General features: G+C 60.4%; 15 protein-coding genes, 4 tRNA genes and 1 riboswitch. Of the genes, 16 read left to right on the forward strand and 3 right to left on the reverse strand.

What is annotated here, in order from left to right:
• Positions 1-5,046 (reverse strand): DUF6543 domain-containing protein, encoded by a 5,046-nt coding sequence (locus tag M0808_RS06210; protein ID WP_247840344.1) that lies wholly within the window; start codon positions 5,044-5,046, stop codon positions 1-3.
• A gap of 310 nt (positions 5,047-5,356) precedes the next feature.
• On the opposite strand from M0808_RS06210, the gene M0808_RS06215 reads away from it, so the two are divergent.
• The 7 genes from M0808_RS06215 to astE all read left to right on the forward strand — a co-directional run bounded on the left by M0808_RS06215 (position 5,357) and on the right by astE (position 13,240).
• The gene (locus M0808_RS06215; RefSeq protein WP_097085830.1) at positions 5,357-6,577 is read left to right on the forward strand and encodes an aspartate aminotransferase family protein; all 1,221 of its coding nucleotides are present in this window, start codon (positions 5,357-5,359) and stop codon (positions 6,575-6,577) included.
• Between the two features lie 243 nt (positions 6,578-6,820).
• Entirely contained in the window at positions 6,821-7,840 is a 1,020-nt protein-coding gene (aruF, locus tag M0808_RS06220) for an arginine/ornithine succinyltransferase subunit alpha (protein ID WP_025112905.1), read from the forward strand.
• Between the two features lie 51 nt (positions 7,841-7,891).
• Positions 7,892-8,917 (forward strand): arginine N-succinyltransferase, encoded by a 1,026-nt coding sequence (gene astA / locus M0808_RS06225; RefSeq protein ID WP_247840346.1) that lies wholly within the window; start codon positions 7,892-7,894, stop codon positions 8,915-8,917.
• Positions 8,914-10,383 (forward strand): succinylglutamate-semialdehyde dehydrogenase, encoded by a 1,470-nt coding sequence (gene astD / locus M0808_RS06230; protein WP_247840638.1) that lies wholly within the window; start codon positions 8,914-8,916, stop codon positions 10,381-10,383. The genes astA and astD overlap by 4 nt, the downstream gene beginning before the upstream one ends.
• A gap of 142 nt (positions 10,384-10,525) precedes the next feature.
• Complete coding sequence (gene astB / locus M0808_RS06235; RefSeq protein ID WP_115984193.1) at positions 10,526-11,872, forward strand: N-succinylarginine dihydrolase; 1,347 nt, start codon at positions 10,526-10,528, stop codon at positions 11,870-11,872.
• A 57-nt stretch (positions 11,873-11,929) separates the two neighbouring features.
• Positions 11,930-12,217: a hypothetical protein gene (locus tag M0808_RS06240; RefSeq protein WP_007963090.1), complete on the forward strand. Its 288-nt coding sequence runs from the start codon at positions 11,930-11,932 to the stop codon at positions 12,215-12,217.
• 12 nt (positions 12,218-12,229) lie between these two features.
• Positions 12,230-13,240, forward strand: a complete 1,011-nt coding sequence (astE, locus tag M0808_RS06245; RefSeq protein ID WP_027612642.1) for a succinylglutamate desuccinylase — start codon at positions 12,230-12,232, stop codon at positions 13,238-13,240.
• Positions 13,241-13,395: 155 nt separating this feature from the next.
• On the opposite strand, the gene M0808_RS06250 is transcribed toward astE, so the two are convergent.
• Positions 13,396-13,905 (reverse strand): 6,7-dimethyl-8-ribityllumazine synthase, encoded by a 510-nt coding sequence (locus M0808_RS06250; protein ID WP_247840348.1) that lies wholly within the window; start codon positions 13,903-13,905, stop codon positions 13,396-13,398.
• A gap of 101 nt (positions 13,906-14,006) precedes the next feature.
• A riboswitch (FMN riboswitch) is annotated at positions 14,007-14,178 on the reverse strand.
• 277 nt (positions 14,179-14,455) lie between these two features.
• Here M0808_RS06250 and ltaE point away from each other — a divergent pair.
• From ltaE to M0808_RS06290, 8 genes are all read left to right on the forward strand, one after another.
• Positions 14,456-15,460 carry a low-specificity L-threonine aldolase gene (gene ltaE / locus M0808_RS06255; protein WP_247840350.1) on the forward strand — a complete coding sequence of 335 codons (1,005 nt, stop codon included), beginning with the start codon at positions 14,456-14,458 and terminating at the stop codon, positions 15,458-15,460.
• 146 nt (positions 15,461-15,606) lie between these two features.
• A complete protein-coding gene (gene alaS, locus M0808_RS06260; RefSeq protein WP_247840352.1) occupies positions 15,607-18,225 on the forward strand; it encodes an alanine--tRNA ligase in 2,619 nt (872 codons plus the stop codon).
• Between the two features lie 90 nt (positions 18,226-18,315).
• A complete protein-coding gene (locus tag M0808_RS06265) occupies positions 18,316-19,557 on the forward strand; it encodes an aspartate kinase (protein ID WP_025112914.1) in 1,242 nt (413 codons plus the stop codon).
• Positions 19,558-19,744: 187 nt separating this feature from the next.
• A complete protein-coding gene (gene csrA, locus M0808_RS06270; protein ID WP_002554426.1) occupies positions 19,745-19,933 on the forward strand; it encodes a carbon storage regulator CsrA in 189 nt (62 codons plus the stop codon).
• Between the two features lie 62 nt (positions 19,934-19,995).
• Positions 19,996-20,086, forward strand: a tRNA-Ser gene (locus M0808_RS06275).
• Positions 20,087-20,193: 107 nt separating this feature from the next.
• Positions 20,194-20,270: transfer RNA gene (locus tag M0808_RS06280), tRNA-Arg, on the forward strand.
• A gap of 71 nt (positions 20,271-20,341) precedes the next feature.
• A tRNA-Arg gene (locus tag M0808_RS06285) sits at positions 20,342-20,418 on the forward strand.
• A gap of 72 nt (positions 20,419-20,490) precedes the next feature.
• A tRNA-Arg gene (locus M0808_RS06290) sits at positions 20,491-20,567 on the forward strand.
• Positions 20,568-20,585: 18 nt separating this feature from the next.
• Here the strand turns inward: M0808_RS06290 and M0808_RS06295 are convergent.
• The gene (locus tag M0808_RS06295) at positions 20,586-21,104 is read right to left on the reverse strand and encodes a cell envelope protein SmpA (protein WP_247840354.1); all 519 of its coding nucleotides are present in this window, start codon (positions 21,102-21,104) and stop codon (positions 20,586-20,588) included.
• A gap of 321 nt (positions 21,105-21,425) precedes the next feature.
• On the opposite strand from M0808_RS06295, the gene mgtE reads away from it, so the two are divergent.
• A complete protein-coding gene (mgtE, locus tag M0808_RS06300; protein ID WP_027612263.1) occupies positions 21,426-22,868 on the forward strand; it encodes a magnesium transporter in 1,443 nt (480 codons plus the stop codon).
• Positions 22,869-23,052 lie beyond the last annotated feature (184 nt).

Below are 23,052 nucleotides of genomic sequence, written 5' to 3' on the forward strand. Positions count from 1 at the left end.
TCACTCATCGACCCCCGAATCTTCAGACGTGGACACCTCCATTTCCGCCCGTTCGATGACGGCTTCCACGCCAAAATCGATGCGGTGCTTTCTGAAGTAGGCGATCAGCCGTTGCAGGCTCAGCTCAGAGAGCGGATTGCTCCGCAGGCTGAATTTGTCCGCACGCTCTTCTGGCAACTCCAGGATATCGCTGGGAACCTGGGTGATCGCGTTGTCGCTCAAGTCGGCGATTTCCAGGTGTTCGAGTTGCAGCAAGCCCGGCGGCAGGCTGGTGATGCCGCTGTTGTCCAGCATCAGCGTTTGCAGATTAGTCATCTGGCTGACATCCGGGGTCTCGCCCAACGGGTTGTCACTCAAGTCCAGGTGATCGAGGCGCTCCATTTGCGCAAGCTCAAGGGCGTTTTGCGGCGTGAGCGTCAACTCGCAGTGTGAAAGCGACAAATAGGTCAGCTCAGCCATGCGAAACACCGCCGGCGGAATGTGTTCAAGCCGATATTGATAAATCGTCAGCCCTCTGAGGCTGGCAAACGTCTCGACAAACCTGTCGATTCCAAACGTCTGGCCCGGCAGGCTTCTGAGGTACAGATGGGTGACATGGCTGAAATCGGCATTGAGTACAGGCAAGTCGCCGCGGATGACCGTCGCCAGGTTCAAGTCATGCAGTGGCTGGAGGTTCTGATCCGGTTCGTCTTGCTCGGTTTCCCGGCGCCAGCACTGCTCAATGAGCGATTTGAATTCGTGACGTGCGGCGTGCTCGTTCAGCACTTGCTCAATCGTGAAGGGCTCGCCACTGATCGGGTGCAAGGCAGGGTGGTCGGTCGCCCAATTGGCGAGGTTGCTACTCAAGTCGCTGTATTCACGCTCGAGTCGTGCAAGTTCGATTCGACCCTCGACCAGGGTGCCGGGTAGCAGATAGAAAAATTCACTGGCCTGTTCCAGATCCATGTGTGTGTACAGCGCCTGTACGCGCAGCAGATCAGCCTGTTCGGCCATTACGCCGAAGTCCTGGCGGGTGTCGTTGAAATGGCGTTTGATGCGCTCCCGGTCTGCGCTGGCAATCGGATTGCCGCTCAGATCGAAGCCTTCCGGAACGTTGTTGGGCAGCTCGAAAAGGGCGGGAGACAACGACCGGATCTGGTTGTCGTTGAGCAGCGCAGTGCGCAATAGCGGGCGCGTGAGCAGGCCGGGTGGCAGTTCGGAAATGCCGGTCTCCGACACATCGATGTAATTGAGTCGGGGCATTTTTTCGACGTTGGGGGTGAGTCCGAGCGGATTCCTGAACAGGTCCAGGGTTCTCAGTTGAGTCAACGCCGCCAGTGTGGTTTGGCTCTCGGCTGTCAGGGTGATGCTGCAGTCGCTGAGAATCAGCTCGCGCAGTTGTGGCGAACGGCTGATCGACTCCGGTAGGTTGCCCAGCTGGAAATTGCGCAGCGCCAGGCGACGCAAGCCGGAGAAGCACTTTAGAAAACTGTGTATACCCTGAGTGCTGCCGATCCCCTCGATGGTCAGGTAGTCCACGTGACTGAAGTTCACCTCAAGTTGTGGCAGCTCTCCGATGATTGACTGTGACAGGCGCAGATCGATGGTCTGCTCGGTGTTCTCCGGCAAGGAAACCTGCTGCTTCCAGCAGTCCAGGATGTCGACCCGCATCTGCCGTCGGCGATGACGCTGGATCGCATATTGCTCGGTGGTGAGGCGGGCGCCGGACTGCGGATGAACGAGGGGAATACCCTCAGTCCACGGACTCAGCACCGCGTCGAGGCGGTTGCGTTCAGTGATCAAGCGGCTCAGCTCCGCTCGCGGGCCGTTCGGATGGCGTTGCAGGCGCTCGACGAATGCATTGAGTTCCTCGGGCAGCAAGTGCGGCAGTAGCCAGTGGGCATGGGCGTGCAGCGTCGGCGTATTGGTAGGCATGCGCCGATAGCCGCTGGTACCGCCACGCAGGCGCATAACGGTGGGGTCGTAAGCGGGTTTGCGAATCGGGTTTTGCGACAACAGATCCAGCAACGCTTGACGGTCTAGCGCGTGGTCACGAATCAACTGCTTGAGCGGCAGGTCTTGTGTGATATGGATGTTCAGCGCCGAACGTTCTGCGTCGGGCAGGGCATGCAGCAGGCTTGAATACAGTGACCCCGGCGCGCTGAGTGACTCACCGGTAGCGTCGAACGGCTGATAGTCGCCCTGTTCGGTCAGTACCAGCACCTTGCGAATGAGCGCGTCCTGCGCGCCGAGGCTGTCGATCAGTTGCCCGCTATGGCTGTAGTGCCTGAGCTCCATTCGTATCGACGGCGACCAGCCCGGCAAGCGTGGCAGCGAGTGGAGGGCCAGCCGATCCGTATCCAGATTATTGACTGTCGCTTGCAGCTCCAGCCCTTCAAAGGCTCGGGTTGCGCGCACTTGCAGACCCGTTTCCTGGGTCAGAACCACCAGTCTTGCGGAGAGTGTTCCACGCTGTAATTGCAGGTATTCAGCATCACTTGCCGTTTCCAGTATCGATTGCGCCAACGCCTTCGGCAGGCCGGGTTCGGCATCCATCAGTACCTGTACCAGCGGGCTGGCGCCGCGCTGTAACTGACGATATCGATCCTCGAACAGGCTTTGGCGTTTGCGCTGTGCCAGCTCGGCGACGCTGCGCCGCAGGCTAGTTGCGCGGGCCTCGGCCGAGGGTGCGGGCGTATGCAGGGCTTCGCTCAATAGCCGCCTTCGTTGCGATTCTGTCAGGCGTTGCAGGCAGGTCTTGAGCAGGTCGCCATCGTCCAGTCGTGAGCCTTCGATTTGTATGAAGGGCACGTCGGCGACGGGGCTGCGCCACAGGGTTCTGCCCTGACGATCGATCAGTTGCAGGCCTCGGTCAACAGGCCAGTCGCCGTTGTCGAAAAGCAGTTGCAGTTGGGTGGCCGGGTCGGCCTTGAGGTAATCCTCGGCATTCGAGCTGCCAATCTGCTCGATGAACAATTGAATGTCCTGATCGATCTGCCAGCGCTGCAGCGTGTCACTGAGTAAGGGTGGCAATTGATCGCGCTCGACGTGCATCTGGCGCAAGGTGTTTTCCTCGCAGCCACTGATATTCAGCAGGCGCTCCCGCAGAGCGGCGGGAAGGCGCTGCATCTGCGCACTGCTGCGGCTCAGCACGGTGGCGCGATCCCAACCCAGTGGCTGGTCAATTTCGGTTTGCCAGGCGCCTGCGGTGTTGTGCCTGAGTGCGGGTTTGTAAGCCTCGGGGCGCGTCGGATGGTCGATGCGATGGGCGCCCGTTTCGGGGTCAAGGCTGACGGCATACAACTTGTCTTCCAGAGCCAGCAGGCTCTTGCCCTGGTGGGTTTGCAGGCCAAGTGCATCGGTTCTGGCGTCTTTGGACAGCGTGGCAGGCCACTCGTAAGGGCGCAGGTCGGGTTTCCAGTAGCGGGTCTTGCCATTGGCCGTTTTCACCGGAATGAAGCGGTCGATGAACTGGACGACATCGGCAGGCAACAGCGCGCGAAACTCGCTGACGGCGATAGCGCCGCCGGCGGCGAAAGTGCCGACCTGCACCATGGACTCCACGACGCCGATCAAATGCGCGAACGCTTCGCGGGGTTGTCCTTCGGCCCAGTCGACGATGCTTTCGAACGTCTCGTCGAGCAGTTGGTAGGCCGTGTAGGCAAGCATCAGCTCGCCGAGAAATGGCACGAATGGCAAGGCGACGAACGCGACGAGGTTGAGCAGCGACTGTGCGATGTCCGTGAAGGAATCCCAGAGTGCCCAGCGCGCCTTGCGATCGACCATGGCCGTCGAGACGGCGATGACGCGGGCATCGTTGAGCATCTTGTCGAGCTTGCGCTGGTAGAGGTAAACCCACAGCTCACCCCGGATCGGGGTCGCGACGATCTGCATAAAAGGCCGCACGGCCGGATGCTCGCGCCAGGTGGGGCGTGGATCGCCGGCCGGTACGGGTTGCCAGGTGACGGGGCTGAGCAAGGCCCGCAACTGACCGAAGAAAGCGCCGCGCTCGGCGTGGTCGATAAAACGGCTGAAGAACACCTGATAGTCCGGATCGCGCAGGCGTTGCGCCAGCTCCTCAGCGAAGGCAGCGGAACTGGCGTATTCCTTGACTGGGTGTTGCGGGTCATCGGGAATGTAAACCACGACTCGGGCTGCTGCGTGTGCAGCTTCAAGATTCGGCGCGAACAGCACGATGCCGGTCAGGCGGACTTTCATCATCGTCAGCGCATGGCAATGCCACGCCTGACGATTGAGGCGCAAATGCTGCAAGCCATCGAGCAGCCCGAGGATCAGGCGATGGACATCGGCCCCCAGCAGCTTTTGCATGTAGGCCATTTGCAGGGCGGCGACCAGGGCGGCTTTGTCACTCGTGCAAACCTGTGGTTGCAGCACGGCTGCGACCAGCGGATTGCTGACGCCCAAATTGTCTTGCAGATAAGTGTTGTAGCGGCGGCCGATATCCAGCTCGCGACACAGGCGGGTGAAGGCAGGGATCGGCATCGCCTTGGGGATGTTCGGCAGCACGCTGAACTGGCCGTCAGGTGAGGGCTGACTGACATAACCCGAGGCGGACTCAAAGGCGTCAGCGCTGGTCTCGCTGCTTTCAAAATTGTGCAGCGCGGCGTCCAGCAACGAGACGGTCCAGGTGCGTGCGGCGCCGGATTTGATGCGCAGCCACGGAACATGGTCGGGCAGGTACAGGCGCAGGAAGGTCTGCCGGACATCCAGATTCAAGCCAAAGCGCTTTGCCAGTTCGGCGCGCAGCAGCGGTTCGGCGAACGCTTTGGCGTCCTGCAACCGGGCAAGGCTTCGTTCGACGCGGTTGTGTGCGGTCCAGTGCGCGGCATTCAGCGCGCGCAGTTTTGCATGCTCGGTGCGTGATGCCTGTTTGAGGTTGGCGGGCAGCAGCGGACTGGCCCGTTTCAATGCCGTGCGCTTGTGTGCCGCAGCCTGAATCAGCCATGTCGGGATGGCCTGGAGCAGCGGTTGATAGTGTGCGTCCTGCCGGGGTAGCAGCAGTGGGTCGGGCAGTGTCGCGAGGGCAGGTGTGGTTTCTTGAATCATGGGGTGAGGCCGTTTGCCTGGAGAAAGGTCCCTAGCAAACACCGGCCGTTGATTCGATGTGCGGTACATATATACCGCACGCCACAAAACTCTCTTGATTAAGATCCCCGGTACGTCTGCGCAAATGGCGGCGTGCAGTTTAAACTGCGCCTTTGCGACGCTATATGTCGCATTGCCGTAAACCCGGGAAAATCCGGGGTTTGCGCTATAAGAAGTTGTCGCTTGGCGGCAAGGCCGGGCTGAAAACTGTCCTTACAATCCCCCCATCGCTCGCCAGTTTCAGGCGGGTGTTCCTCTTCAGGAGACTCCGATGTCCGTTGAGCACGCTGCGGTACAACGCGCCGATTTCGACCAGGTAATGGTTCCCAACTACGCGCCTGCCGCTTTCATTCCGGTGCGTGGCGCCGGTTCCCGCGTCTGGGACCAGAGCGGTCGCGAGCTGATCGACTTCGCCGGCGGGATTGCCGTAAACGTATTGGGCCACGCGCATCCGGCGCTGGTCGGTGCCTTGACCGAGCAGGCGAACAAGCTGTGGCACGTGTCCAACGTGTTCACCAATGAGCCGGCCCTGCGCCTGGCGCACAAGCTGATCGACGCCACGTTCGCCGAGCGCGTGTTCTTCTGCAACTCGGGCGCCGAAGCCAACGAGGCCGCGTTCAAGCTGGCCCGTCGCGTGGCGTTCGACCGTTTCGGCAGCGAGAAGTACGAGATCATCGCCGCGCTCAACAGCTTCCACGGTCGTACCCTGTTCACCGTTAACGTCGGTGGCCAGTCGAAGTACTCCGACGGTTTCGGTCCGAAAATCACCGGCATCACCCACGTTCCTTACAACGATCTGGCCGCGCTGAAAGCGGCGGTTTCCGACAAGACCTGTGCGGTCGTGCTCGAACCTATCCAGGGCGAGGGCGGTGTACTGCCGGCCGAACTGGCTTACCTGCAAGGTGCCCGTGAACTGTGCGACGCGCACAACGCGCTGCTGGTGTTCGACGAAGTGCAAACCGGCATGGGCCGTACCGGCCACCTGTTCGCCTATCAGCATTACGGCGTAACCCCGGACATCCTGACCAGCGCCAAGAGCCTGGGCGGTGGTTTCCCGATCGCCGCGATGCTGACCACTGAAGCGCTGGCCAAACATCTGGTCGTCGGCACCCACGGCACCACTTACGGCGGTAACCCGCTGGCGTGCGCCGTCGCCGAAGCAGTGATCGACGTGATCAACACCCCCGAGGTGCTGAGCGGCGTCAACGCCAAGCACGACAAGTTCAAGACCCGCCTGCAGCAGATCGGCGAGAAGTACGGCCTGTTCACTCAGGTGCGTGGCCTCGGTCTGTTGATCGGTTGTGTGCTGAGCGACGCCTGGAAAGGCAAGGCCAAGGACATCTTCAACGCCGCTGAAAAAGAAGGCCTGATGATTCTGCAGGCCGGCCCGGACGTGATCCGTTTCGCCCCGAGCCTGGTGGTGGAAGACGCCGATATCGACGCCGGCCTCGACCGCTTCGAACGCGCCGCAGCAGCACTGACGCAAGCCTGATAGACCCTTCGACGCCTGAGCGTTTCAGGTGTCGAACCCAATTTTTGATACCGGACAGATTTAACTGTCGGAGTCAGCCTTAGTGGTGAGGGGATTTATCCCCGATGGGCTGCGCAGCAGCCCCAAGCTTTTTGAGGGCCGCTACGCGCCCCATCGGGGATAAATCCCCTCACCACAAAAGCTCGCTCCCACAGTACCCGGTGTTTTTTTCAGTAAATTTTTATAAGAGAAAGGAGTGACACCATGCTGGTGATGCGCCCTGCGCAAATGGCTGATCTGGGCGAGGTACAGCGTCTGGCTGCGGACAGTCCGATTGGTGTCACTTCCTTGCCGGATGACGTGGAACGTCTGAGCGACAAGATCGCCGCGAGCGAAGCCTCGTTCGCTGCCGAAGTGAGTTTCAACGGGGAGGAGAGCTACTTTTTCGTCCTCGAAGACACCGCCACCGGCAAACTGGTCGGCTGCTCGGCGATCGTTGCCTCGGCCGGTTACTCCGAGCCGTTCTACAGCTTCCGCAACGAGACCTTCGTCCACGCTTCTCGCGAACTGAAGATCCACAACAAGATCCACGTGCTTTCGCAATGCCACGACCTGACCGGCAACAGCTTGCTGACCAGTTTCTACGTGCAACGCGAGCTGGTCGGTTCGCCGTGGGCCGAGCTCAACTCCCGTGGCCGCCTGCTGTTCGTCGCCAGCCACCCGGAGCGTTTCGCTGATTCGGTGGTGACCGAGATCGTCGGCTACAGCGACGAAAACGGTGACTCGCCATTCTGGGACGCGATCGGGCGCAACTTCTTCGACCTCAACTACGCCGAGGCCGAGCGCCTGTGTGGCCTGAAGAGCCGCACGTTCCTCGCCGAACTGATGCCGCATTACCCGATCTACGTGCCGCTGCTGCCGGATTCCGCTCAAGAAGCGATGGGCCAGGTGCACCCGCGTGCGCAGATCACTTTCGACATCCTGATGCGCGAAGGCTTCGAGACCGATCACTACATCGACATTTTCGACGGTGGCCCGACCCTGCATGCGCGTGTTTCGGGGATCCGTTCGATCGCCCAGAGCCGTGTAGTGCCGGTGAAGATCGGCGAGCCGGTCAAAGGCGCCGGGCGCCAGTATCTGGTGGCCAACGCGCAGTTGCAGGATTACCGCGCGGTGCTGCTGGAACTCGATTACGCGCCGGGCAAACCGGTGACCCTGGATCTGGAAGCAGCCGAAGCCCTGGGCGTCGGTGAAGGTGCCAGCGTGCGCCTGGTGGCGGTTTAACGCCTTAGCGAGTTTCACGGGTGGCGAAGGCGGCCCGTTTGAGGAGATAGCATGATTGTTCGTCCCGTACGCAGCAGCGATTTATCCGCGCTGATCGACCTGGCCCGCAGCACCGGCACCGGCCTGACCACCTTGCCGGCCAACGAAGAGCGCCTGACCCACCGGGTCGGCTGGGCCGAGAAGACCTTTCGCGGCGAAGCCGGCCGTGGCGACTCGGACTACCTGTTCGTGCTCGAAGACGACAACGGTCGCGTGGTGGGGATTTCCGCCATCGCCGGCGCGGTCGGTCTGCGTGAACCGTGGTACAACTTCCGCGTCGGCCTGACCGTCAGCGCCTCGCAAGAGCTGAACATCTATCGCGAGATTCCGACGCTGTTCCTCGCCAACGACCTGACCGGCAACTCCGAGCTGTGCTCGCTGTTCCTGCACGCCGATTACCGCACCGGCCTGAACGGCCGCATGCTGTCCAAGGCGCGCATGCTGTTCATCGCCGAGTTCCCTGAGCTGTTCGGCAACAAGATCATCGCCGAGATGCGCGGCGTCTCCGACGAAGCCGGTCGTTCGCCGTTCTGGGAGAGCCTCGGTCGGCACTTCTTCAAGATGGAATTCAGTCAGGCCGATTACCTGACCGGCGTTGGCAACAAGGCGTTCATCGCCGAACTGATGCCGAAATTCCCGCTGTACACCTGCTTCCTGTCGCCGGATGCGCGCAACGTCATCGGCCAGGTACACCCGGACACCGAACCGGCGCTGGCGATGCTCAAGAGCGAAGGTTTCAGCTATCAGGGCTACGTCGATATCTTCGACGCCGGCCCGGCCATCGAGTGCGAAACCAGCAAGATCCGCGCAGTCCGCGACAGCGAAGCGCTGGTGCTGGCGATCGGTACGCCGGGCGATGACGCCACGCCGTTCATCATCCATAACCGCAAGCGCGAAGACTGCCGCATCACCGCTGCCCCGGCCCGTCTGGCCGCTGGCACGCTGGTGGTCGATCCGCTGACCGCCAAACGTCTTCAACTCAACGCCGGCGATCAAGTGCGCGCCGTGGCGTTGTCTGCTGCTCGGGAGTCGAAATAATGAATTCGCTATACATCGCAGGTGAATGGCTGGCCGGTCAGGGTGAAGCCTTTCAGTCGCTGAACCCGGTGACCCAGCAAGTGCTGTGGTCGGGGGAGGGCGCCACCGCTGCTCAGGTCGAGTCCGCCGTGCAGGCTGCGCGTCAGGCTTTTCCGGGCTGGGCGCGGCGTTCGCTGGACGAGCGCATCAGCGTCCTCGAGGCTTTCGCCGCGGCACTGAAAAATCACAGTGACGAACTGGCCCGCACCATCGGTGAGGAAACCGGCAAACCGTTGTGGGAAGCCGCGACCGAAGTTACCAGCATGGTCAACAAGATCGCGATCTCGGTGCAGAGCTACCGCGAACGTACCGGCGAGAAGAGCGGCCCGCTGGGCGACGCCACCGCCGTACTGCGCCACAAGCCACATGGTGTGGTGGCGGTATTCGGCCCTTACAACTTCCCCGGCCATTTGCCGAACGGGCACATCGTGCCGGCGCTGCTGGCCGGTAACAGCGTGCTGTTCAAGCCAAGCGAGCTGACGCCGAAAGTCGCCGAGCTGACGGTCAAGTGCTGGATCGAAGCCGGTCTTCCGGCCGGCGTGTTGAACCTGCTGCAAGGTGCTCGCGAAACCGGTATCGCGCTGGCGGCGAACCCGGGCATCGACGGTCTGTTCTTCACCGGTTCGAGCCGCACCGGCAATCACCTGCACCAGCAGTTCGCCGGGCGTCCGGACAAGATTCTTGCTTTGGAAATGGGTGGCAACAACCCGCTGGTGGTCGATCAGGTGGCTGATCTGGACGCGGCGGTGTACACGATCATTCAGTCGGCGTTCATCTCCGCCGGTCAGCGTTGCACCTGTGCGCGTCGTCTGCTGGTGCCGCAAGGCGCGTGGGGCGACAGCCTGCTCAAGCGTCTGGTGGAAGTCAGCGCGACCATCGAGGTCGGTGCGTTCGATCAGCAACCCGCGCCGTTCATGGGCTCGGTGATTTCCCTTGGCGCGGCGAAAGCGCTGATGGATGCCCAGCAACACCTGCTGGCCAATGGCGCGGTGTCGCTGCTGGCGATGACTCAGCCGCAAGCGCAATCGGCGTTGCTGACTCCGGGCATTCTGGATGTGACCGCCGTGGCTGAGCGTCCAGACGAAGAACTGTTCGGCCCGTTGCTGCAGGTGATTCGCTACGCCGATTTCGCTGCGGCGATCAGCGAGGCCAACGACACCGCTTATGGCTTGGCGGCTGGTTTGCTGTCGGATTCCGAAGATCGTTATCAGCAGTTCTGGCTGGAAAGCCGCGCCGGCATCGTCAACTGGAACAAACAACTGACCGGTGCGGCGAGCAGCGCGCCGTTCGGCGGCGTCGGGGCTTCGGGCAACCATCGCGCCAGCGCTTACTACGCGGCGGATTACTGCGCGTACCCGGTGGCGTCGCTGGAGACACCGAGCCTGGTGTTGCCTGCGGCCCTGACGCCAGGCGTGAAAATGGTGTGATGCCCATTCGCGAGCAAGCTCGCTCCCACAAGGGCGATGAGATCCCTGTGGGAGCGAGCTTGCTCGCGAAGGCCGCGACGCGGTCGCACTGAACAGTTAGTTACTGAAGCCTATAACAACAGATTCTCGTGGAGCCTCGCTGATGAAATCCTATGAAGTCAATTTTGACGGTCTAGTGGGGCCGACCCATAACTACGGTGGTCTGTCCTACGGCAACGTTGCGTCCCAGAGCAACAGCCAGCAGTCTTCGAACCCGAAGGAAGCGGCGCTGCAAGGTCTGGCGAAAATGAAAGCGCTGATGGAAATGGGCTTTCAGCAAGGCGTGCTGGCGCCGCAGGAGCGTCCGGACGTGGCCGCTCTGCGCCGTCTGGGTTTCAGCGGCACCGACGCGCAAGTGATCGAGCGCGCCGCGAAGGAAGCCATGCCGTTGCTGGTTGCCAGTTGCTCGGCATCGAGCATGTGGGTGGCCAACGCCGCCACCGTCAGCCCGAGTGCCGACACCGCTGACGGTCGCGTGCATTTCACCGCCGCCAACCTCAACTGCAAATACCACCGCAGCATCGAACACCCGACCACCAGCCGCGTGCTCGGTGCGATGTTCGCCGATCAGCAGCACTTCGCCCATCACGCCGCGTTGCCGGCGGTGGCGCAGTTCGGTGACGAAGGCGCGGCCAACCACACGCGTTTCTGCCGTGAGTACGGCGAGGCCGGTGTCGAGTTCTTCGTGTTCGGTCGCAGTGCCTTCGACACCCGTTACCCGGCGCCTCAGAAGTACCCGGCGCGCCAGACTCTGGAAGCCTCGCAAGCGGTAGCGCGTCTGCACGGTCTGCGTGACGAGGGCGTGGTTTACGCGCAGCAGAACCCGGCGGTGATCGACCAGGGCGTATTCCACAACGACGTGATCGCGGTGGGTAACGGCGAGGTGCTGTTCTATCACGAGGACGCGTTCCTCGACACCGAGCAGATGCTGGCCGAGTTGCAGGGCAAACTGGCCAAGGTCGGCGGCAAGTTCCAGTCGGTCTGCGTGCCGCGTTCGGCGGTCACCGTGGACGATGCGGTGCGCTCCTACCTGTTCAACAGCCAGCTGCTGTCGCGTCCGGATGGCTCGATGCTGCTGATCGTGCCGGAAGAGTGCCGTGGCAACGAGCGTGTGTGGAACTACCTGCAAGGTCTGACCAGCTCCGGCGGGCTGATCCGCGAAGTCAAAGTCTTCGACCTCAAGCAGAGCATGCAGAACGGCGGTGGCCCGGCGTGCCTGCGACTGCGCGTCGCGCTCAACGAAACCGAGCTGGCGGCCGTCAATCCAGGGGTTATCATGACGGCCCCGTTGTACGGTTCGTTGACCGCATGGGTTGAAAAGCACTACCGCGACCGCCTGAGCGAAACCGATCTGGCGGACCCGCAGTTGCTGCTTGAATGCCGGACGGCACTGGATGAACTGACGCAAATCCTTAAACTGGGCGCGGTTTATCCATTCCAGATCAATTGATGGCCGGCGCGTTGCCTGAACACGGCGCGCGGCTTGTCTCCCCAAGAGAGTAAAAACATGAGCGATTCCCTGCAGCTGATCCTTGAAGACACCGACGGCACGCAACTGCAAACCTCGTGCACCCGCGTCGCGGTGATGTGGCAAGGCAAAGAGCTGTGGATCCAGCAGGACGGCCGTGGCCAACTGCTGATCGGCGTGGACGTCGAGGAAGGTGACGAAGAGTACGCCAACCTGCTGCTGCGCCCATTGGCAACTAATCTGGTAAGTCTGCAACTGGAAATGGAACCGGCTGAAGTCGGTGACGAAGACCACGTGCACGGCCCGGATTGCAACCACGATCACTAAGGAAACCGCTCTATGCTCGCCCTCGGCAAACTGCTTGAACTGACCCTCGCCGGCCGCGAACCGGCGGAGAAGACTCAACTGACTGTCGAAGGCGTGCGCATGCGCTGGTTGAGCGAGGGTGCGCTGGAAGTCCGGCCACCCGAAGCGCGTGACAATGGCCTGGACCTGCTGCTGTCGGCAGGCATCCACGGCAATGAAACAGCGCCGATCGAGTTGCTCGATCGGCTGCTGCATGACATCGCTCGCGGCGATCTGAAGCCGCGTGCACGCATTCTGTTCCTGTTCGGCAACCCGGAAGCGATTCGCAAGGGCGAGCGCTTCGTCGAGCAGGACGTCAATCGGCTGTTCAACGGCCGGCATGAACAAACCAGTGGTTCCGAAGCCATCCGCGCCTGCGAGCTGGAACGGCTGGCGGCGAGCTTCTTCAGCCTGCCGGATCGGCAGCGCCTGCACTACGACCTGCACACCGCCATTCGTGGTTCGAAGATCGAGCAGTTCGCGCTGTATCCGTGGAAGGAAGGTCGCCAGCATTCGCGCCGCGAACTGGCGCGTCTGCGCGCCGCCGGGATGGAAGCGGTGCTGCTGCAGAACAAGCCGTCGATCGTGTTCAGTTCCTACACCTACGACAAGCTCGGTGCCGAGGCTTTCACCCTGGAACTGGGCAAGGCGCGGCCGTTCGGGCAGAACGAAGGGGTGGATGTTTCACGTCTGGAAACTCGTCTGAAGCAGATCATCGAAGGCAATGAGCCGGATCTGGCAGCAGAGGGACTGGATGGTTTGCAGCTGTTCAGCGTCGCCCGGGAAATCATCAAGCACAGCGATGCGTTCCGCCTGAACCTGCCAGCGGACATCGAGAACTTTTCTGAATTGGATGTGGGTTATGTGCTGGCCGAAGATCTGGCCAATACCCGCTGGGTCATCGAGGAAGAGGGTGCGCGGATCATCTTCCCTAATCCCAAGGTCAAGAACGGCTTGCGCGCCGGCATCCTGATCGTGCCGGCCACCGACGAACATCTTGCCTGACGCAATTTTCGGTCTGATATATAACCCTGTGGGAGCGAGCTTGCTCGCGAATGCAATCTGGCATTCAACATTTGAGTTGGCTGTCAGTCCGCTTTCGCGAGCAAGCTCGCTCCCACAGGGGAATGAGTGAGACCAAAAGCCTCACTCATGGTCTATCAGACGGCGACCGCACGCGGCTCACTGCGACGCAACGCACGAACCTTCTGCAGCGTATCCGCGCAAGTTCGCGCCGCTTCCTGACCCTTGTGCACGAAATGCTCGAAGAAGAACTTCTGATGTTCTTCACCGGCATGGAAGTGATGCGGGGTCAGGGACACCGAGAACACTGGCACTTCGGTTTCCAGTTGCACCTGCATCAGGCCGCTGACCACTGACTGGGCAACGAATTCGTGACGATAGATGCCGCCGTCCACGACCAGAGCCGCCGCGACGATGCCGGCATAACGGCCGGTTTTGGCCAGCAACTTGGCGTGCAGGGGCATTTCAAAGGCGCCGCCGACTTCGAAGAAATCGATGTCCGATTCCTGATAACCCTGAACCAGCATTTCGGCGACGAAGCCCTTACGGCTCTGGTCGACGATTTCCTTGTGCCAGCAGGCCTGGATGAACGCAACGCGCTCGCCGTGAGGGTGTTTGGTTTTGCTGTCGATAGCGGTGGGTTGCATGTTCTGACTCCTGTTTGTGTGAAAAACAGGGCGTTATGAATCGAAAGGGATTCAAGGGTACGCACGAGCACACAAGCGCGCGGGCGGCCCTTTGGTGTCAATCCCGTTCTCTCTTCATCCGGACTATGACCGTCGGCCCCGGAATCACACCGGGTCTGCTGACCTTGCCGCCGATCACAGCAAAAGCCGTGTTCGTCGCCAAGCGCTCGCGGGCTATGCGCATTGCGCGCAATTACCGCCGGTGGGGAATTGCACCCCGCCCTGAGAACGTTTTTGCCGCCCTTTCTCGGGCGGCGCAGCGTTTTTATCACATATTTTCCGGCCTTGCACAGAACCTGTGGGAGCGGGCTTGCTCGAGAAAGCGGTGTGTCAGCCGGCAAATTGATTGGTTGACACACCGCTTTCGCGAGCAAGCCCGCTCCCACATTGGGTTGCGTCCTTTCAATAAGTAATGTGCTTTTTCTCACTCAAGGGTTGATTAATCGGCGCCATGACCGCAGTAATTCACCTTCGAAAAGGGATTTCCCCTGCTGACTCTGAGGCCAGGTTCATGAGCGTTATCGATCTTCGCAGCGACACCGTCACCCAACCGACTCCTGCCATGCTCGACGCGATGACGGCGGCGGCCACGGGTGACGATGTGTACGGCGAAGATCCGACGGTCAATCGTCTGGAGGCGGAACTGGCAAGTCGCCTGGGGTTCGCCGCCGCGCTGTTCGTGCCGACCGGCACCATGAGCAATCTGCTGGGCCTGATGGCGCATTGCGAACGTGGCGACGAATACATCGTCGGCCAGCAGGCGCACACCTATAAGTACGAAGGGGGTGGCGCGGCGGTACTCGGCTCGATCCAGCCGCAGCCGCTGGAGGTGCAGGCCGACGGTTCGCTGGATCTGGATCAGGTAGCAGCGGCGATCAAGCCCGATGACTTTCACTTCGCCCGTACCCGGCTGCTGGCGCTGGAAAACACCATGCAGGGCAAAGTGTTACCGCTGGAGTATCTGGCCCGCGCGCGCCAATTCACCCAGGAGCACGGTCTGGCCCTGCATCTTGACGGCGCGCGGCTGTACAACGCGGCAGTCAAGCTTGGGGTGGATGCCCGCGAGATTACGCAACATTTCGATTCGGTGTCGGTGTGCCTGTCCAAAGGCCTCGGCGCGCCGGTCGGTTCGGTGCTGTGTGGCACTGAGCAGCTGATCGGCAAGGCCCGCCGCCTGCGCAAAATGGTCGGCGGTGGCATGCGTCAGGCCGGGTTGCTGGCGGCAGCGGGGCTGTATGCGCTGGATCACCACGTTGAGCGCCTGGCGGATGACCATGCCAACGCGCAGTTCTTGGCCGAAGGCCTGCGCGCGGCCGGGTTCAGCGTCGAGCCGGTGCAGACCAACATGGTCTACGTGCAAATGGGCGATCAGGCCGAAGCGCTCAAGGCGTTTGCCGCCGAACGCGGGATCAAGTTGAGCGCCGCCACGCGCTTGCGCATGGTCACGCACATGGACGTCAATCGCTCGCAAATCGAGCAAGTGATCGCGACATTCGTCGAGTTTTCGCGCAAGTGACAGCGTTAGCCGTCCAATTGACCGTTACTATCGTATAAACACGCTGTACCCCGCGCGAAGGGCCGATATAATGCGGCCCTTTGCCGTCGTTTCGTCTGTTGACGTTTCGTACAGGCCTTTGGCCGCAGCCTCCGTGGAAGAACCTAATGAAAAGCGCAGAAATCCGTGAAGCCTTCCTTCGCTTCTTCGAAGAGCAAGGCCACACCCGTGTAGCCTCCAGCTCTTTGATTCCGGGCAACGACCCAACCCTGCTGTTCACCAACGCGGGGATGAACCAGTTCAAGGACTGCTTCCTGGGCCAGGAAAAGCGCGCGTACACCCGCGCAACCAGCAGCCAGAAGTGCGTGCGTGCCGGTGGCAAGAACAGCGACCTGGAAAACGTCGGTTATACCGCTCGTCACCACACCTTCTTCGAAATGCTCGGTAACTTCAGCTTCGGTGACTATTTCAAGCACGACGCGATTACCTTCGCCTGGACCTTCCTGACCGGCGTCCTGAAACTGCCGAAGGAAAAACTCTGGGTCACCGTCTACGCCTCCGATGACGAAGCGTATGACATCTGGACCAAAGAGATCGGTGTGCCGGTCGAGCGCATGATCCGCATCGGCGACAACAAAGGTGCGCCGTACGCCTCCGACAACTTCTGGACCATGGGCGATACCGGCCCGTGCGGCCCGTGCACCGAGATTTTCTACGATCACGGCGACCACATCTGGGGCGGCCCACCGGGTTCGCCGGAAGAAGACGGCGACCGTTACATCGAGATCTGGAACAACGTGTTCATGCAGTTCAACCGCACCGCCGATGGCGTGTTGCATCCGTTGCCAGCGCCGTCGGTCGACACCGGCATGGGCCTGGAGCGGATCAGTGCGGTGATGCAGCACGTCAATTCCAACTACGACATCGACCTGTTCAAGAACCTGCTCAAAGCCTCGGCTGAAGCCATCGGCTGCGAAAATGGCGACCAGTCGTCGCTGAAAGTGGTGTCCGACCACATTCGTTCGTGCGGTTTCCTGATCGCCGACGGCGTGCTGCCGTCCAACGAAGGCCGCGGCTACGTGCTGCGCCGGATCATTCGTCGCGCCTGCCGTCACGGCAACAAGCTGGGCGCTACCGGCAGCTTCTTCTACAAGATCGTCGCTGCGCTGGTCGCCGAGATGGGCGAAGCCTTCCCGGAACTGAAGAAGCAGCAGAGCAACATCGAGCGCGTACTCAAGGCCGAAGAAGAGCAGTTCTCCAAGACCCTGGAGCACGGCTTGAAGATTCTCGAACAGGATCTGCTGGAACTCAAAGGCACCGTGGTGCCGGGCGACGTGGTGTTCAAACTCTACGACACCTACGGTTTCCCGATGGACCTGACGGCCGACATCGCTCGCGAGCGCGGCCTGACCGTCGACGAAGTCGGCTTCGAGCGTGAAATGGAAGCCCAGCGTGTTCGTGCGCGTTCCGCCAGCTCGTTCGGTCTGGACTACAACACCCTGGTCAAGGTTGATGTGGCCACCGAGTTCACCGGTTACAAAGACACCAGCGGTTCGGCAAAAATCGTCGCTATCTATAAAGATGGCCAGTCGGTCGACGTCTTGAGTGAAGGCGAAGAGGCGGTGATCGTGCTGAACCAGACGCCGTTCTACGCTGAATCCGGCGGCCAGATTGGCGACTGCGGTTTCCTCCAGGCGGGCAACGCGCGTTTCGACGTCCGTGATACCACCAAGACCGGCGGCGCATTCTTGCACCACGGTGTTCTGGATTCCGGCAGTCTGACCATTGGCGCGCCAGTGGAAACCCATGTCGATGCCGAGGTGCGTCACGCGACTTCGCTGAACCACTCGGCCACCCACTTGCTGCACGCTGCGCTGCGTCAGGTACTGGGCGAGCACGTTCAGCAGAAGGGTTCGTTGGTGGATAGCCAGCGTCTGCGCTTCGACTTCAGCCACTTTGAAGCGATCAAGCCGGAGCAGATCAAAGCGCTGGAAGACATCGTCAACGCCGAGATCCGCAAGAACTCCGCAGTTGAAACTGAAGAAACCGACATCGAAACCGCCAAGCAGAAGGGCGCGATGGCGCTGTTCGGCGAGAAGTACGGCGACAATGTGCGCGTGCTGAGCATGGGCGGCGATTTCTCCGTTGAGCTGTGTGGCGGTATCCATGCCAACCGTACCGGCGACATCGGCCTGCTGAAGATCATCAGCGAAGGCGGTGTGGCATCGGGTGTGCGTCGTATCGAGGCAGTCACCGGTGCTGCGGCACTGTCCTACTTGAACGCTGCAGAAGAACAACTCAAGGAAGCGGCCAACCTGGTCAAGGGCAGCCGCGACAATCTGATCGACAAGCTGTCGGCCGTGCTGGAGCGCAACCGCGCGCTGGAAAAGCAACTCGAGCAGTTGCAGGCCAAGGCTGCCAGCGCCGCGGGCGACGATCTGTCGAACTCGGCAGTCGACGTCAAGGGCGTGAAGGTTCTGGCCGCACGTCTGGATGGTCAGAATGGCAAGGCGCTGCTGGCGCTGGTCGATCAGCTGAAAAACAAACTCGGCCGCGCAGTGATCCTGCTCGGCAGTGTCCATGAGGAAAAGGTCGTACTGGTTGCAGGCGTAACCAAGGACCTGACTGGCCAACTCAAAGCCGGTGATTTGATGAAACAGGCTGCTGCGGCAGTGGGCGGGAAGGGCGGTGGTCGTCCGGACATGGCGCAGGGCGGCGGTGTTGACGCCGGCGCACTGGATGGCGCGCTGGCGCTGACCGTTCCATTCGTCGAGCAGGGTTTATAAGACGGCCCGCCGGGCCCGCAGTCTAGTGGCGGGTCCGGCGGCTGTTCGAGTGATTATTGGGCGCCCTTCATGGGCAGAGGCGGCTTTGAAATGGCTTTGATCGTACAGAAATTTGGAGGCACCTCGGTCGGCACTGTCGAGAGAATCGAGCAGGTCGCCGACAAGGTTAAGAAATTCCGCGATGCCGGCGATGACCTGGTGGTTGTGCTGTCTGCAATGAGCGGCGAAACCAACCGTCTGATCGATCTGGCCAAGCAAATCAGTGGCGACGTGCAACCGGTTCCGCGTGAACTGGACGTGATCGTTTCCACCGGTGAGCAGGTGACGATTGCCCTGTTGGCCATGGCGCTGATCAAGCGCGGTGTGCCGGCGGTGTCGTACACCGGTAATCAGGTGCGGATCCTGACGGACAGTGCGCACAATAAAGCGCGTATCTTGCAGATTGATGACCAGAAGATTCGCGGTGATCTGAAAGCAGGTCGCGTGGTGGTTGTCGCCGGTTTCCAGGGCGTCGACGAGCACGGCAACATTACCACCCTCGGCCGTGGCGGTTCCGACACCACAGGCGTGGCACTGGCGGCTGCCTTGAAGGCTGACGAGTGCCAGATCTACACCGACGTCGATGGTGTCTACACCACTGACCCGCGTGTGGTGCCGGTCGCTCAGCGTCTGGACAAGATCACCTTCGAAGAGATGCTGGAAATGGCCAGCCTCGGTTCCAAGGTGCTGCAGATCCGTGCGGTGGAATTCGCCGGCAAGTACAACGTTCCGCTGCGCGTACTGCACAGCTTCAAGGAGGGGCCGGGCACCCTCATTACTATTGATGAAGAGGAAACCATGGAACAGCCGATCATTTCCGGCATCGCTTTCAACCGCGATGAAGCCAAGCTGACCATCCGTGGCGTGCCAGACACCCCGGGCGTGGCGTTCAAGATTCTCGGCCCGATCAGTGCCGCGAACATCGAAGTCGACATGATCGTGCAGAACGTTGCGCACGATAACACCACCGACTTCACCTTCACCGTGCACCGCAACGACTACCAGGCCGCACAGACCGTGCTGGAAAACACCGCTCGCGAGATCGGTGCCCGGGAAGTGGTGGGCGACACCAAGATTGCCAAGGTCTCGATCGTCGGCGTCGGCATGCGTTCCCACGCAGGCGTGGCCAGCCGCATGTTCGAATCCCTGGCCAAGGAAAGCATCAACATCCAGATGATCTCGACGTCGGAAATCAAGGTTTCCGTGGTGATCGAAGAGAAGTACCTGGAACTGGCCGTGCGCGCCCTGCACACGGCTTTCGAACTGGACGCGCCGGCCCGTCAGGGCGAGTAATCCGTTCACCTGAAGGGCGCGGTCTGACCGCGCCCTTTATTTTTTGAATGGCGCGAGCCCTGAACTGTTCTTTTGCTCGCGCTGGTCAATACTCAGGCATGTAGGGCTACGATCGCTCCGGTTGTAGGTCGGGTGCCTTTTTTTTGCAGACTGTTGTCCCTGAAATGAAATGCGTGAGGAGAAAGGTATGCTGATTCTGACTCGTCGGTGCGCAGAAAGCCTGATTATCGGTGATGGCGAAATCACCGTGACCGTGCTCGGCGTCAAAGGAAATCAAGTGCGTATCGGCGTCAACGCCCCGAAAGAGGTTGCCGTGCACCGTGAGGAAATTTACCTGCGTATAAAGAAAGAGAAGGACGAAGAACCAAGCCATTAATTTTTATCGATTTTTATGTTTGCAAACGGGGAAGAAGGTGGTTAATATACGCCCCGTGTTGCGGAGAGCTGGCCGAGTGGCCGAAGGCGCTCCCCTGCTAAGGGAGTACACCTCAAAAGGGTGTCGGGGGTTCGAATCCCCCGTTCTCCGCCATTATTTGCTTAGTACGTTGTAATCTGGCTTTTTCTGTAAGTTCTTGAATTTATTAGAAAAAGTGGTTGGAATAGAGATTAGACGGGCTATAATGCGGCGCAACAAATGCACTCGTAGCTCAGCTGGATAGAGTACTCGGCTACGAACCGAGCGGTCACAGGTTCGAATCCTGTCGAGTGCACCATTTAAGAGTTGTTTATAGCAATATAAAGAACTCGGCTTCAGCCAGTTGTGGTCTGGTTTAAAAACACAAATGCACTCGTAGCTCAGCTGGATAGAGTACTCGGCTACGAACCGAGCGGTCACAGGTTCGAATCCTGTCGAGTGCACCATTTAAGAGTCGTTTGTAGCAATACAGGCAACTCGGCTTCAACCAGTTGTGATCTGGTCTAAAAACACAAAATGCACTCGTAGCTCAGCTGGATAGAGTACTCGGCTACGAACCGAGCGGTCACAGGTTCGAATCCTGTCGAGTGCACCATATTCAAGAAGCCCGCGTTTAACGCGGGCTTTTTGTTGCCTGCGATTTGGCTTTTCCTTTCACGCATCCCTTCTCGTCAAAATCGACTTGAGCACTTCGGCCTCTTTTCAGGTCATAGCGATAGCTCGTCGTCGACGTTCGAATATTCACCTTGTCCGGTTTGCCGAGCGCGCTCTCGACATCCTGTTGGCTCATGCCGGCAATCACTCGTTGATTGATGATTGCTGCGCGGCGCTGCCTGGCATCGATCAGGTTGCCGCATTTGTCCGCCAGGCGGCCAACGATGCCCGGTTCACGTCCCCTGATTGTCATACCGGATATTTCCTCATGGTTGTGTTCCGGCATGATCGGTACGACGGATCCGGGCGAGTAAGGGTGAACCTGTTGCTCTGAAAGCTGCTCGTCGCTCGCACAGCTCAGGGTCGTGAAGGTGATGCCGCCGTCGGCAGCCTCGCAGCGGTGAAGGGTGGTGGCGGCTCCGGCGAGTGGCAGGCAGAGCAGGCTGGCGACTACAAAAAGGCATGTTCTGGATAGCATTCGACGTCCTCCATGACGGTCTACGCTCAAGGGTAGTCGCTACATTTTTCAACGCCGGTGTGTTTTCTTTTCAAGATGAGTCGTCGCATCTGCACGGGTCAGGACAGCGCTCAACTTTGTCGCGCAAGCACTTGTTTCGACCGCGATTTTTTAACGTTTAAAACCGTCAGGCGGTGTATCATTGCGCCCGTCAGCCCCGCCGGGGCTTATGGAAAACCTCCATGGACTTACCCAGTAGTTACTCAGTAGCCCGTTTCACCAATCATGAATTGACTGATTGATCCTTCCGGCGTGCCCCGCTGCTGGGAGTGGAGTTCGCCTATGTCCGAAATCGAAGTAAAGAAAACCCAGGAAAGCCTGCAGGATCGCCTGGCTCAGGTCGTTGAGCTGCTGCAGCGCCAGAAGGTCGTCGAAGACCTGACTCATCGCCAGGAAGGCGCGCACCACGACCGGGTCGAGAACCTGGTTCACCGGCAGAACCTCGTCGAGCTGCAACGCAAACTCGATGATCTGCACTCCGCCGACGTTGCCTACATCCTTGAAGCCTTGCCGCTGGACGACCGTCTGACGCTCTGGCAACTGGTCAAGGCTGATCGCGACGGCGACATTCTTCTCGAAGTATCCGATTCCGTTCGTGAAACGCTGATCGCCGACATGGACGATCACGAGCTCCTGGCTGCGGCCAAGGACATGGACGCCGACGAACTTGCTGACCTGGCCTCCGAGCTGCCGCGAGACGTCGTCCATGAGCTGATGGAGACGCTCGACCAGCAACAACGCGAGCGCGTGCGTTCGGCCCTGTCCTATGACGAGGAGCAGGTCGGTGCGCTGATGGACTTCGAGATGGTGACCATCCGCGAGGATGTCAGCCTCGAAGTGGTTCTGCGTTACCTGCGTCGGCTCAAAGAGCTGCCGGGCCACACCGACAAACTGTTCGTGGTCGATTACGACGGCGTGCTCAAGGGCGTGCTGCCGATCAAGCGTCTGCTGGTCAACGATCCGGAGAAACAGGTTTCTGAAGTCATGGCCAGCGATCCGGTGAGTTTTCATCCGGACGAAGACGCCTATGACGCGGCTCAGGCGTTCGAGCGTTACGACTTGATTTCGGCCCCGGTGGTCGACAAGAACGGCAAGCTGATCGGCCGTCTGACCATCGACGAAATGGTCGACCTGATTCGTGAAGAGAGTGAAAGCGAAGTCCTCAACATGGCGGGTCTGCGCGAAGAGGAAGACATCTTCGCCTCCGTCTGGAAATCCCTGCGCAACCGTTGGGCGTGGCTGGCGATCAATCTCATCACTGCCTTTGTCGCGTCGCGGGTGATCGGTCTGTTCGAAGGCTCGATCGAGAAGCTGGTGGCGCTGGCGGCGCTGATGCCGATCGTGGCGGGTATCGGCGGTAACTCCGGTAACCAGACGATCACCATGATCGTGCGTGCCATGGCGCTCGACCAGGTCAGCACCGGCAACACCTCGCGTCTGATGCGCAAGGAGCTGGCGGTGGCGTTGATCAATGGTCTGGTCTGGGGTGGGGTGATCGGTGTGGTCGCCTACCTGCTTTACGGCAGTTGGTCGCTGGGTGTGGTGATGACGGCGGCGATGACCCTCAACCTGCTGCTCGCGGCACTGATGGGGGTGTTGATCCCGATGACGCTGGCCAAGATGGGCCGCGACCCGGCGATGGGCGCCAGCGTGATGATCACGGCCATGACCGACAGTGGTGGCTTCTTCATCTTCCTGGGGCTGGCGACGATCTTCCTGCTCTGATTCGCTGCCATACCAAAGCCCGCCGAAATGGCGGGCTTTTTTGTGCCTGTGTAGTTATCTGTAGTGAGGGGATTTATCCCCGATGGGTTGCGCAGCGACCCCGGAAGAGGGCCTGCTGCGCAGTCCGTCGGGGATAAATCCCCTCACCACAAAGTCTGCCTTGGATTGTCGTGATTAAAATCCG

Source organism: Pseudomonas sp. MWU12-3103b, assembly GCF_023100615.1.
Taxonomy (GTDB): Bacteria; Pseudomonadota; Gammaproteobacteria; order Pseudomonadales; family Pseudomonadaceae; genus Aquipseudomonas; species Aquipseudomonas putida_A.

Excerpts from the sequence above, each read along its gene's own strand:
- ltaE (WP_247840350.1), top strand. The coding sequence starts at position 14,456 with ATGAGCGTTATCGATCTTCGCAGCGACACCGTCACCCAACCGACTCCT.
- aruF (WP_025112905.1), top strand. The coding sequence starts at position 6,821 with ATGCTGGTGATGCGCCCTGCGCAAATGGCTGATCTGGGCGAGGTACAG.
- M0808_RS06210 (WP_247840344.1), bottom strand. The coding sequence starts at position 5,046 with ATGATTCAAGAAACCACACCTGCCCTCGCGACACTGCCCGACCCACTG.
- M0808_RS06265 (WP_025112914.1), top strand. The coding sequence starts at position 18,316 with ATGGCTTTGATCGTACAGAAATTTGGAGGCACCTCGGTCGGCACTGTC.
- M0808_RS06215 (WP_097085830.1), top strand. The coding sequence starts at position 5,357 with ATGTCCGTTGAGCACGCTGCGGTACAACGCGCCGATTTCGACCAGGTA.
- alaS (WP_247840352.1), top strand. The coding sequence starts at position 15,607 with ATGAAAAGCGCAGAAATCCGTGAAGCCTTCCTTCGCTTCTTCGAAGAG.
- astE (WP_027612642.1), top strand. The coding sequence starts at position 12,230 with ATGCTCGCCCTCGGCAAACTGCTTGAACTGACCCTCGCCGGCCGCGAA.
- M0808_RS06295 (WP_247840354.1), bottom strand. The coding sequence starts at position 21,104 with ATGCTATCCAGAACATGCCTTTTTGTAGTCGCCAGCCTGCTCTGCCTG.
- csrA (WP_002554426.1), top strand. The coding sequence starts at position 19,745 with ATGCTGATTCTGACTCGTCGGTGCGCAGAAAGCCTGATTATCGGTGAT.
- astA (WP_247840346.1), top strand. The coding sequence starts at position 7,892 with ATGATTGTTCGTCCCGTACGCAGCAGCGATTTATCCGCGCTGATCGAC.
- M0808_RS06240 (WP_007963090.1), top strand. The coding sequence starts at position 11,930 with ATGAGCGATTCCCTGCAGCTGATCCTTGAAGACACCGACGGCACGCAA.
- astB (WP_115984193.1), top strand. The coding sequence starts at position 10,526 with ATGAAATCCTATGAAGTCAATTTTGACGGTCTAGTGGGGCCGACCCAT.
- M0808_RS06250 (WP_247840348.1), bottom strand. The coding sequence starts at position 13,905 with ATGCAACCCACCGCTATCGACAGCAAAACCAAACACCCTCACGGCGAG.
- mgtE (WP_027612263.1), top strand. The coding sequence starts at position 21,426 with ATGTCCGAAATCGAAGTAAAGAAAACCCAGGAAAGCCTGCAGGATCGC.